The following is an 11,738-nucleotide window of genomic DNA, read 5'->3' as shown; positions in this document are numbered from 1 at the left end:
TTTCTTGGCAGAAATTCAAGGATCTCCTCCGTCTCCCGTGGTTGTAGGCGAGGACAAAACCCTCGCCAACAACCACCGACACTACTGCCTGCAGGGCCGACCGGCTCCACTACGCTGATACTTGCTGGTAAAGTTATATTGGTTCACTGGGCAACATCGTAAAACCGGCTAACATTCACCAACACTGTCTTAGATTTTACAATCATGACCTTCGGAGTGACTAAATCTACCCATCTTAATTGATAGAAACACGACCAACACAGAGAGATTAGCTGACGATGAGAGTATTAGCAGTCGAGGGCGGATTCTCTACGAACTAGTTTTGACTGCATTTCGATACTTAACTGTGGTCAACAGTAGATTCACAGTCAGTGGAATGGAGCGATTTGGCACGGAGCTGTGGTGTCGATATCACTTGGTGGGCGAGGTCTTCGGCCACCTAGTGATATGCGAGTCGAATGAGATCCATTCGAGAGCTGCGCAGCAGAAATCGAATTAGCTCATTCGCGAGCCACCACTGCGGAGTGCCAAATCGCGCAATGCAACGGACAGATACAACTGAACTAAATGAGCGCAAAAAAAATCCTCACAGCCAGTAAACTGGTTGTGAGGATCAAACGCAGCCCCTTATCGCTAAGTGAGTTCTCAGAAATCCACATTTCCTTTGAACCATGGCACCCACAAATACGGTGGGAAAATCGTGCCCGCTGCCAGAAAATCACCTAGCCGCTTGCGCAGACCGTCATTACTGACGACGTGATTATTCTCGACTCATCGCATAAAACCAGAGTACCACGTTTCGTCACCCTTGTGAAGCTAAACTTCACTAAGATTCCTTTTTCGTGGTCTTCTTTGCAGTCTTTTTAGCGGCCGTCTTCTTAGCCGGTTTCTTGTCAGACTCAGTCTCTTCCTTGGCCTTCAAGGCATCCGTTTCAGCCCGATGTTCTTCGTTGGTCTTAATCGCAGCTAACTGCGTATCTAGCCACTCGCCAATGGATTCTGCCATGACATCCTGATGCGCCTGAAAATCGTCCACAGAGGCCACCTTATCGATGCGCAATGACGACTGGTTCACATCTGGCGACTCCAGCACACTGTAAATGTTGACCGCCATATCGTCTTCGTCAGACAACATCTTTTTGATGGTGTTCACGTACCGCAATGGCAGGTTGATGATGCTGGTCTCCAAGCGAAATTCGATTTCGGCATCCGTAAAGGAGAGGATTGCTGACGCCAGCTCCCCCTTCTTCACCGTTTCCGCAACGAATTCAACGATCGGTGTCAGTACCGCCTTGTCGCCCTGCTGGTCCAGCGCACCCCGCGTGATCTCAAACGTTTGGCTCGTGACCTGTTCTGTTTCTACCTTTTCAATAAAGTCTGCTACCGCAATATCCATATTAGACCTCGATTATTATTTTTGTTGTTCCTGTTGTCGTTTCAATTCCTGATACTTCTTTTCGTCGCGCACATTATCCAGACTATGCCGGTATCGAAAGGCAAGGATCATCCAGTACCCGTTGAACACAAGGACGGCGATGCCGGCAAAGATCATCAGCGCTTTAATCGTCATATTCGCACTGCTGCCATAAAACATGGTTAAAATGACATTGATCAGCCCGACCGAATAAATGATAATGACCAACGCTAATACATAGTAGCCAGCGTTATGCCCCATCGCACCGATCACAATTGGCACGAAGTAGAGCACCGCTGAAATAATGAGTGACTTCATAATATCACTTGTCGTCACCTGTTGACCTAGTTTAACAAATTTTGACGACATTAGCAGATTAACAACGGAAAACAAGACCCACGACACGATACCCAGCGACACCAGTTGCTTTTTTAACATCATAAACTCCTTAATTTTAAGCGTCGGTTAATGGTTTTACTTCGCCGACTACCGTTACTTCTCAACTCGTTAGTAAAATTGTAGCATAGTCGCTCACTTTGTCGCAAGCAAGTCATTATCCCAATGTAAGGGGTTAAATTGAGGGTGGGTTAGGGTATAATTTAGAGCGTGAAGGGAAACGGGTGAGACCAGAGCGTAAGGGAACTTAGTGGTAAATCACGGTTCTGGATTTACCACTAAGTTCCTTACGCGGCCGGTCTCAGTTTCCCGAAACGCGTTTCGGCGTGGTAGCCAAGAAAGTTTTAAAACCACCACGCAACCCAAAAGTATGAAAGAAGAAAACCATGGACTATCTAATCAACATGCCCCTAAACCGCCAATCGGTCGATGAATTCGATAGCGAACAGGCACTACGGGACTTCTACACACAATACAACTGCCAGGGCGTCGAAGGCATCCTGGTGGGCAACGATGTGTCGCCAAAAATCAAACCAGATATGGTGCAGGGTCTGCATTTAAGTTTTTATCCCACCTGGATGCCGCTGTGGGAAAACAACCATGACGCCCTCATGACCGAATTTGGGTCCGAGGATGCTTGGACGCAATTTTACCAAGCAAAGGACAAGGAAGGCCTCATCGACGTTTACGGTCAGCAGCTGACTAAAGCACACGAGCTGGGCGTCAAGTACGTCGTTTATCACGTGGGCGACACAACGTTAGATGAGCTGTACCACTTCGACGCGCTGCACACCGATCCGGCCAAGCAACAGCGCATTCTGGACGACACGATTGATTTCGTCAACACACTGTACGACCGCTACCATGACGTGATGGATTACGATTTCTTATTTGAAAACCTGACCATCGGCGGTATGGATCTGCTGGATACGGATTTCCCAACGACCCTATTGGACGCCGTCAAAGTGCCAAACGTCGGCATCGTGCTCGACACCGGCCACCTGACAAATACGAATCTGGAGCTGACGACGCAAAAAGAAGCCAGCGACTACATCCTGCACGTGTTATCCAACAACGCTGAGATTCTCCCCTATATCAAGGGGATGCACATCAACTGCAGCGTTAAAACACGGGCCGGTTACTTCGCTGAAGTGGCCAAGGACCTACCGTTTAACAAGGACGCGTCCTACCTCGACCAGTTCGCCCAAGTCTACGACCGCATCGGCAAGATTGACATGCACCTGCCATTCGAGGACCCCGCCATCCAACAAGTCGTCGATTGCGTCCAACCCGACTTCATCGTCAACGAACTCGCCCACCGCACCCATGCGGAATGGGGCGAGCGGATCGGCGCTCAGATGTCTGCACTTGGTGTCTTGAAATAGCAGCTATCTTCCGCTTCGTTCCGCCGGTCGGCTCCACTGCGCTGATACTTGCTGTTGACTAGCATTCAAGGTATTGGCAACTCTGAGGACATTACACATCGCAATCGACCCGAACCCACTGAACAACAACCGTAGAGAGATTCGCTGACAATCGGATAACCGCAGTCGAGGGCGGATTCTCCACAAACTTGTTTTGACTGTATTTCGGTATTTATGTCTTGTTAGCAGTTAGCTCACGGTCAGTGAAATGGAGCGATTTGGCACGGAGTTGTGGTGCCGATATCACTTGGTGGGCGAGGGTTTCGGCCACCTAGTGATATGCGAGTCGAATGAGATCCATTCGAGAGCTGCGCAGCAGAAATCGAATTAGCTCATTCGCGAGCCACCACAGCGGAGTGCCAAATCGCGCAATGCAACGAACTTAGAACCACATGTAAACCCAAGGGAGGCACAATGAGTCAATTTCAATTTAACATGATTATGTTGATCATCAACGCAGTAGTCGCCTTCTACTTTGTGCGGATATTTGCCAAGCAGATCGTGTCCTATGAGGATTATGAGGGCCAGTTTACCATGATGACGCAGTATCTCAGTGCGATCAGGACGTCATTGCAGTCGCAAGAAGGCCGAAGCCAAACGGCATTTGCGTTGATGCGCCTATACATCATTCCGATTCTCGTTGCCTGTCTGCCATCAATTGCGCACATCACCCTAGTGGGGACCAGCAACGTCACGGACATTATCAGCATGGTCATTTTCATCCTGCTGTTCGGGTCGCTGGCGTGGCTGACAAGCAGGTTGATTACCAGCAACCGTATTTGGCTGCCGAGACGGTTCTTTAACACCATCGTGCATAATCCTCTGGCAGGAGTACCAAAAGCTCACCAGCATGCCAGAATACCTCATGACGGACATGCCAAAAGAGCCGCTGACAACGGATCAGCTGGACGTGGTGCACGACCAGGCAAATCGATTGCCGGACGGTGATGACCGCGAGTACTTGATTGCCCTGCTGTCCATGTACCTGATGCATACGGACCTCCTGCAGGCCGAAGTGCTGATGGCCGAAGACTTTACCCATAAGTCAGACGAACAGCGGCACAAGGAATATAACCGCTATGTGCGCATGCAGCACATGATCGTTTACCTGACCCTGGGTATCTTAGCGGTGCAACTGGTCTTACAAACCGTTCACTTTTAAATCAAAAAACAATCCTCGATGTCGATTTCGATGGCGAGGATTGTTTTTTTACTTCACAATTAAAGCCGGTCAAAACAAAAAGAATGGGTCTGCATGATACACAGAGACCATCCTTTAAATTAAATTCAATTCATTAGAAACTGTCAGTGACATTATCGCATCCACTAACACTGTACCAAGCTTCGCTGAAACAAGGTATCACGCAGTCGAGGGCGGATTCTCTAGGAACCAGCTTTGACTGGCATTCGATGTTTAACAAACAGCTAAATTTAGCAGAATGTCAGCGGAATGGAGCGATTTGGCACGGAGTCGTGGTGTCGACATCAGTTAGCGACCGTTCTTTGGTCGGTTACTGATGTGCGAGACGATGAAGATCCACTCGAGAGCCGCACAGCGGAAATCGAGTTAGCTCCATCGCGAGCCACCACGACGGAGTGTCAAATCGCGCAATGCAGCGAACTTAACAGTTTTTCTCGGCAACATAGCTGAAACGCGTTCCGACAATTCCCAAACACCACTAGAAATCGCTCTTATCCAACTGATCCTGCACATCGCCCAACCCATACTTATACTTAAACCGCGTAATGATCCGGTACCAGGACTCATAGAACAGAAACAGCAAAACAGCAGTCGTAATCCCGTGAGTCAGGTCAAAGTAAAAGCTGGCAACATAGGCTGCAATGAACGTTTTAAGGGTCAGTGGCGAGACGTAGACCAGTGCGTACCAGAGATCCATGATCCAGCCGAACAAAAACCCGTAAACGACTCCAAGTGCGGCGAGGTAGTACCGGTTGTGCGCCCATTTGAAGTTGCGGATCAACCCAGCGGTGACGCCCATCATGCCCCAGGCAAACATTTGCCAGGGTGTCCAGGCCCTTGCCCAAGAAAAATGTTGGAAACGATAGCAGAGGTGGAGCCCACAATGAACCCCGCTTCTGGACCGAGGACTAACCCGGCCATGATGACGATAAAGCTGGTGGGCTTCACGTCAGGAATGGCCGCCAGTGCGACCCGGCCAAGGGCACCGATCGTTACCAGCACAGCAATGAACACGACTTCTCGCGCCTCTGACTGCCGGTTTTCAAAGTGCCAGTAAAATGGCAGCATGCTGACCACCAGGCAGGCAAAGCTCAAGATCAGGTAATGTTGGTCGCCGTTGAAGTAGACGATCCAGACCAGGCAGAGGATCATGACGGCAAGCGATATGAGGTAACCGCCATTTCGTTTGATGTGATGCATCAAGGTTGTCATTGAATGACCTCCTCGCGGTCGATCACGTCGGGCAGCTGATACCGCAGCATCCGGTTGATCGTGGTCGTATAGAAGAAGTTTTCCTCGAAGAACTTATGCGGTTCGTCTTGGGAAACGACTTTGCCGTCAAACAGCAACGCGCACTGGTTTGCGAACTTAGCACTAAAGGTCATATCGTGGCTGACCATGATAATCGTCAACCCATGGTCGGTCTGCAGGTTCTTCAGGATGCGGCCAAGCGCCATCCGCCGAATCGGATCCAACCCCTTCGTCGGTTCGTCCAGCAACAATAGTTTCGGCTGTGACAACAAAAGGAGTCCGAGCGCAATCAACTGCTGCTCGCCACCACTGGCATCGTGCGGGTTCTGCCCCGCGATGTGGCTGATGGTCATCTCTTCAAGCATCCGTTTTGCGGCATCTTCAGGATCATCCAATCCCAACTGTTTGCCGCGTTCGACGTACTCTTCAGTGATCGAATCATAACTGAAATATTCAGACGGTGTCTGGGACAGGTAGGCCACTTCCTTGTGGAACGTGTCCTTATCCTTTTCCCACGACTTCAACCGTTTGCCCAGCAATTTAGCGGACCCTCGCCGTGCCGGCAACAGCCCCATCATGACCTTCAGCAGCGTCGTTTTTCCGGTCCCGTTCTTGCCGATAATCGCCAGCCAATCGTTCTGATGCACCGTTAAATTCACGTCGTCCAAAACGTAATAACCGTTTTTATCGTACTCAAACGAAATGTGGGAAATCTTGGCAACCGCGTCAGCATCATCATGGGTGGCATGCTGAATTAAGTTTTCGTCGAACTTGGTCTGCGTCTCCTGCAACACGTCGCGGCCAGCAACCACCGTCAGCAGCAACTGTTTCAGCGGCATCTTGTCGGTCAGACCCGTGTTCAAGAAAATGTACGGCACGTCTGGCACAAAACTGCGTAGGGTTGGTTCATCCCACAGTTGTTTGAGAACCGAACTCACCTCGCCAGAATACGCCAGTTCGCCGTCCTTAACGATCCACAGTTTGTTGGACAGCGGCAGGACATCGTCTAACACGTGTTCGTTCATGACGATGGCGATCCCGAGTTCATCGTGGATGCGTTTCAGCAACGAGACAAAATCCTTGGTGGCAATTGGGTCCAACTGCGCCGTCGGTTCGTCCAGCAGCAACAATTTCGGCCGGAGAATCAGCACAGCAGCCAAGTTGACCATCTGTTTTTGACCGCCAGACAAATTCTGCACGTTTTCGTACAGGATGTCCTGCAGGCCAAGGAAGCTGACCAGTTCGGCGATTCGTTTTTGAATCGTGCTGGCCGGCAACCCGATGTTTTCTAATGAAAAGGCTAATTCTTGAATGACGTTGTCCATCACGAGCTGGTCGTCAGGGCTTTGAAACACCATCCCGATATTTTGGGCACTGTCGGCCGCGGAAAGCTTGAAGATCTTCTGACCTTCGAAGTAGATCTCCCCGGTCCGTTTGCCCACCGGCCAGAGTTCCGGCTTCATTTGGCGCAACAGCGTGGTCTTGCCGCTGCCGGAGCTGCCGGCAACGGTGATAAAGTCACTGCTGTCAACGCTGAGGCTGACGTCGTTTAGACTCTTATGGTCGGCTAACGCGTATTCAAAATTTAAGCCTACAGTTTTAATAAGTTCCACCACAGCCACTCCCATGCTTCTAAAATGATTGGAAAACTATATAGAAGAATGACACCTACTAACACGACGATGCCCATCCCGGACAGGCCAGCCGTCCCGAGTGACGGGTAAACGACCATCCGACCGACGCCCTTAGACGCCATGTAGAAACAAAAGATGGTTAGCGGCAGATACCAGCACAGCGAGAACACATCCTGGCTCGTAAACCGGTAACGCTGGTAACTGGACCGTTTAGCGCCGCTGGAAAACCCGCGGGCGCTCATCGAATCAGCGGTTTGTAACGCGTTGTTAAAGGAACTTACTAGCAACACTTCCATTAGTTTCATGACACCAATACTGCGTTTGCGTGCGGACCCCTGACTGACGTCGATACCACGAAGCGATTGGACCTGGGTGATATTTTTGAACCGACGAATGAAAAGTGGGACGAACCGCAATGTGATCATCGTCAGCAGCGTCAGTTTCGGTGAGATCCGTGAGAATAAATACATAAATTTTTGACTGGTCAGGATCTTGTTGTAGAAAATGAAAATCAACAAGACGATGATCAGCGAAACGGCCATCATGAAGCCGTAAACCACAGCTTCAACGGTAATGACTGTTCCACCAAAGGACCAGATCACGTGGGCCCCGCGGTTGTTGATCAGGGGATTCAAGATCATGATGAATGCCATCATAAACAGACTCCCCTCAAGCACGCCCCAGACCTGTTTGTTGCTCTTGGACATAAAGTTCACGGCCAAAATGAGCAGCAGTTCAACCAGCAGAAAAATCGGTTGAATGAAGATCATGGAGCAAGCAATCGTCACCACGTAATAGGTGAACGTGACCCACGGATTCAGTTGTTCAAAGACAAGGTGCGGCTTTTTCCCTATTGACCTGTCCAGCCTCGATCGCCTTTCGTCTCCGTGTACATCCATTGAACTACATCTCCACTTTGAACTTTGTAGGCACCTGCACTGTAACTTGGAAATGTGCCATTAACACTATAAATCCACCCACTCGTTGCAGTCGTGTCTTTTTCAAAAAGATTATCAATACCGCGAACATAAAGCGAAGTTCCTGTTCCACTAATACTTACTGAAACTCCTGAATTGTTACATAAAGTCTGTAGTACACTTGCGACAGTTGCTCCAGCAGTAAAGTCAACAGTGCCTGAAACCAAAATCTTATTTCCTTGACTCAAAGGTCCATAAACATTAACAGTTGCTTGTTCAGTGTCTGATGAACTAGTAGATTCACCGACAAGAGATGTAATCGGTGCTTGTGGTGTTGTCGTGGATCCGCTAGTTGTGGTACTAGTTGTTGGCGTCTTTGTCGTTGACGTAGTGGTCGTTGTCTTCTTGGCAGCAGGTGCTTTACCCTTGATCAGATAGCTGTGCCAAATCCAACCCTTGACCTTACCATTACTTGATTTGACGTAATAGTAAATGGCCTTTTTGCCATTAGCACGCTTAACCGTTCCCTGTTCTGAAGTGTAGAATGTTGTATTCTTATAGTGAACAGCATAGTGGTTCGCCTTTGTTAACTTGCTGGTGCTGTAGAAAGTTCCCTTTGTCACGTGATAAGCCTTCTTGGCTAATTTCTTATAGGTGACCTTAACGACCTTGGTACTCTTAGTCTTCGCCTGTGCCGTTGTGGTTTGTGCGGCAGGAGTATTGAGGTTAGCGCCGATAAATAGACCGCCCCCAAGTAGCATCACACCTGCAAGTACTTTGACAAGTTTATTGAACTTCATTTTGACATCTCCCTAATGATTTCTTGACTACTCTAGAAGCTAAAAATCGAACCCTTGTGTAATTTGTAGTTCCGATACTGTTCTAGTGCATAGGTTGCTTGTTGTGTAGACATGTGCAACGCACCAGTATTACTATTCCATAACCAGCGGAACTGGCCCGTTGATTTCTGGAACTTCATCAGCCGCTTTACAGGCGTAATACTGCTTGTACCCTTATAAGTATCCGTGTTGACACCGGCAGCTGATAACCCAGCTAAAGCCATTGCGTTTGAATCTGAGTTGGCTTTGGTAGTGAAAGCGCTGGCGATGATGAAATCACCAGATTTTTGATAGGCTTTGTTCTTCAACAAACTAGTTGCTTTACTGATTGCTGTTTTTACGCCTGAATAACTCTTGTGCATACTCAAAGCCATCAGGGCCATCCCAGTTACATCAACATCACTAGCTGTTCCTGAAATTGCCCAACCACCGGCAGAGTTCTGTGCTTTAACGACCTGACTAACCAAGGTCTTCACAGCGGCGTTACTTTTGCTGCCATAGTTCTTGGAACTCAGTGCAATAATGCCCCAAATTTTACCGTTAATTCCAGCGTTAGACTTAGGTGCGGTCTTGATAATACCGGAAACCAGGTTAGTGCTCTCATACTTCTCTGGGTTGCTGCCAATAGACAATGCCCCAATCATGCTGCGTTCATAATCGACAGCAGAATAGTGACCGTCTAAGCTTTTAAAGTGGGCAGCTAATTCCTTTTTGAATACTGCCTTCGCCTTAGAACTCATACCATACGGTGACCGTTTAACAGCCAAAGCATCCCAGGCATCCAGATCACTCTTAGTGGTCTTTGTCTTGATATAACTAGCCCCAGCGTTGATTGCTTTCGTGTAACTAGCAGTTGCCGCGTGAGCAGTTGGCGTGGTTACGCCAGATAATGACACACCTACTAACGCTGTGGCGCAAACGCTGAGTAACCCATACAGTAGTTTCTTACCCTTCACCATGTTGTTCCTCCTAACATCCTGTTCAATTCAATTTAAACCCTACTTTTGTGTAACCTGTGGTGCGTCCCGGTCTTTCCCAAGGTTTTCAGTGTACAGCCACTGAATCTTGTCGCCGGATTTCACCTTATACTTCCCAGCTGAATAACCTGGGAACTTGTTGTTCACTGAGTACAACCAACCACTGCCGGAACCCTTGTCAAATTCAAACAGGCCTTTGATACCCCGAATATAAATGCTGGCACCAGCACCTTGGTAAGAAAGTGCGACATGTTTCTCAGCAGTAACTCGCTTCAAAACAGTGCTGACCTTATCACCACTGTGAATACGAATATTTGACGCTGAAAGCAACACTTTGTTTCCCGAACTAATTGGGCCACGGACAATCAAGCTGCAGGTTGCAGCGTGTGACGTAGTAGCATGAGCGGTTGTCTTATGAGTAGTAGCCGATGCGGTTACAGATTTAACACCACTCTTCTTACTGCCAGTCGTACTCTTGGTTGTACCAGTTGATCCGTTTGTACCGGTCGTCCCAGTACTGTTACCATCCTTAAGCTTTGATACCTTACCGCTGGCGTCGGTAGTGGTCGTACCGTTGCTGCTTGTTGCGGCAGAGCTGGCACTAGAGGAAACAGCTTTTTCCGCCTTCTCGGGTGCACTACTACTGCTTTCAGAGCTACTGGTCTTACTTTTGTCCTGTTTCTGCGTAGTATAGCTATTGTTACTTGCAGATTTGTGCATCGCACTGTAGCCCGCGAAGCCCAGGCCAAATATAATGACCAAACTAGCGATGATCGCGAATATTTTCTTCTTTGACATTTAACGATTCCCCTTTGATTCTAAACTACGTGCATGTGAAACTTTAGCCAACAGTAATCACAAACGTCTTGTTCGCAGTGATGTACTGCCCATTGCTTAACTTAAAGCGTGTCGCATTCTTGTACTTGGTAATTGACTTCACCTTAATAATGGCACCCTTCTTGTAGTGATAGGTCTTACCAGACAGGTTGCTCTTCTTGTAGCGGTTAACACCTTTATTGTCGATGACCTTTACCTTAGCAGCTTTTGTTTGGTAATAAAGATTGCCAACCGAACTTGAACTGCTGGTAATGTAACCCTTCTTATTAACGGTGAGGTCCTTTACTTGGTAAACGGTCTTACCAGCACTGTTCTTGATTGCTTTGAGGATTTGGAAGGTCGGCCGGTTTTGACGCGTCTTCTTACCATAGCTGGCAATTGTTTTACCTTTGAGAGTAGAACTCTTATAGACCTTGATGCTGGTAGTAGCGTAAACGTACTTATTGGTTGAGGTTGACTTCTTGGTTGTAGTCGTTGCCTTTACTGTGTCATCAGTTGATGATGTCTTCGTTGCGTCAGTTTGGGGTGTCCCAGTCACGGTGTACGCGTTAACGGCGGTAATTCCAGCCGATTGTAGTGTGGCAAGATCTGCCGTCTTAGTTACTGCGTTAATTTTTACTTCATAATCTGAAACAATCTTATCGATGGCAGCATAGGCGTTAATTTTGTCGTTAGCCACAATTGTCACATCATTTTGAATAGCCAACTTCTTTGTATTTCCTGAGCTAATAATTGCGTTAATCGCCGCATTTTTTTGTGCCGTGGTCACCGCAGTGTGCGTTGCGGTAATACTTTGAATCATAGAAATACCAGCTGTTTGAGCCGTATCGACAACACTCTTTTCAATA

General features: G+C 48.3%; 13 protein-coding genes. 3 read left to right on the top strand and 10 right to left on the bottom strand.

All coding sequences use genetic code 11. The features are described 5' to 3' along the window. Positions 1-826: 826 nt before the first annotated feature. Together JCM11969_RS14595 and JCM11969_RS14590 are read right to left on the bottom strand one after the other, a co-directional pair. Positions 827-1,396, bottom strand: coding sequence for a hypothetical protein (locus JCM11969_RS14595; protein ID WP_054712279.1), 570 nt, complete (start codon positions 1,394-1,396; stop codon positions 827-829). A 15-nt stretch (positions 1,397-1,411) separates the two neighbouring features. Beyond that, entirely contained in the window at positions 1,412-1,855 is a 444-nt protein-coding gene (locus JCM11969_RS14590) for a hypothetical protein (RefSeq protein WP_156319391.1), read from the bottom strand. A gap of 341 nt (positions 1,856-2,196) precedes the next feature. Here JCM11969_RS14590 and JCM11969_RS14585 point away from each other — a divergent pair, with 341 nt between their 5' ends. From JCM11969_RS14585 to JCM11969_RS14575, 3 genes are all read left to right on the top strand, one after another. After that, complete coding sequence (locus JCM11969_RS14585; protein ID WP_054712277.1) at positions 2,197-3,195, top strand: apurinic/apyrimidinic endonuclease family protein; 999 nt, start codon at positions 2,197-2,199, stop codon at positions 3,193-3,195. Between the two features lie 453 nt (positions 3,196-3,648). Next, positions 3,649-4,182 (top strand): hypothetical protein, encoded by a 534-nt coding sequence (locus tag JCM11969_RS14580; RefSeq protein ID WP_054712275.1) that lies wholly within the window; start codon positions 3,649-3,651, stop codon positions 4,180-4,182. Further along, on the top strand, positions 4,169-4,396 hold the full coding sequence (locus tag JCM11969_RS14575) for a hypothetical protein (RefSeq protein ID WP_054712272.1): 228 nt from the start codon (positions 4,169-4,171) through the stop codon (positions 4,394-4,396). Before JCM11969_RS14580 ends, JCM11969_RS14575 begins: the two co-directional genes overlap by 14 nt. Before the next feature lie 517 nt (positions 4,397-4,913). On the opposite strand, the gene JCM11969_RS20540 is transcribed toward JCM11969_RS14575, so the two are convergent. The 8 genes from JCM11969_RS20540 to JCM11969_RS18100 form a co-directional block, all read right to left on the bottom strand. Beyond that, positions 4,914-5,252 carry a hypothetical protein gene (locus JCM11969_RS20540; protein ID WP_369523247.1) on the bottom strand — a complete coding sequence of 113 codons (339 nt, stop codon included), beginning with the start codon at positions 5,250-5,252 and terminating at the stop codon, positions 4,914-4,916. After that, positions 5,234-5,647, bottom strand: coding sequence for an ECF transporter S component family protein (locus JCM11969_RS20535; RefSeq protein ID WP_369523246.1), 414 nt, complete (start codon positions 5,645-5,647; stop codon positions 5,234-5,236). Before JCM11969_RS20535 ends, JCM11969_RS20540 begins: the two co-directional genes overlap by 19 nt. Next, on the bottom strand, positions 5,644-7,299 hold the full coding sequence (locus JCM11969_RS14565) for an ABC transporter ATP-binding protein (protein ID WP_054712269.1): 1,656 nt from the start codon (positions 7,297-7,299) through the stop codon (positions 5,644-5,646). The genes JCM11969_RS20535 and JCM11969_RS14565 overlap by 4 nt, the downstream gene beginning before the upstream one ends. Then, on the bottom strand, positions 7,278-8,219 hold the full coding sequence (locus JCM11969_RS14560; protein WP_082409401.1) for an energy-coupling factor transporter transmembrane component T: 942 nt from the start codon (positions 8,217-8,219) through the stop codon (positions 7,278-7,280). The genes JCM11969_RS14565 and JCM11969_RS14560 overlap by 22 nt, the downstream gene beginning before the upstream one ends. Next, complete coding sequence (locus JCM11969_RS14555) at positions 8,171-9,037, bottom strand: DUF4430 domain-containing protein (RefSeq protein WP_054712263.1); 867 nt, start codon at positions 9,035-9,037, stop codon at positions 8,171-8,173. Before JCM11969_RS14555 ends, JCM11969_RS14560 begins: the two co-directional genes overlap by 49 nt. A 32-nt stretch (positions 9,038-9,069) precedes the next feature. Beyond that, positions 9,070-10,035 (bottom strand): prenyltransferase/squalene oxidase repeat-containing protein, encoded by a 966-nt coding sequence (locus JCM11969_RS14550; RefSeq protein ID WP_054712260.1) that lies wholly within the window; start codon positions 10,033-10,035, stop codon positions 9,070-9,072. A gap of 39 nt (positions 10,036-10,074) precedes the next feature. Beyond that, the gene (locus JCM11969_RS14545; protein WP_054712257.1) at positions 10,075-10,851 is read right to left on the bottom strand and encodes a DUF4430 domain-containing protein; all 777 of its coding nucleotides are present in this window, start codon (positions 10,849-10,851) and stop codon (positions 10,075-10,077) included. A 43-nt stretch (positions 10,852-10,894) separates the two neighbouring features. Further along, positions 10,895-11,738: DUF5776 domain-containing protein (locus tag JCM11969_RS18100; protein ID WP_225353329.1), on the bottom strand; the 844-nt coding region annotated here is incomplete at its 5' end.

Source organism: Secundilactobacillus paracollinoides DSM 15502 = JCM 11969 (genome assembly GCF_001311135.1).
Taxonomy (GTDB): domain Bacteria; phylum Bacillota; class Bacilli; order Lactobacillales; family Lactobacillaceae; genus Secundilactobacillus; species Secundilactobacillus paracollinoides.
The sequence above is the reverse complement of the archived record's forward strand: the minus strand, read 5'-3'. Positions and strand labels throughout refer to the sequence as shown.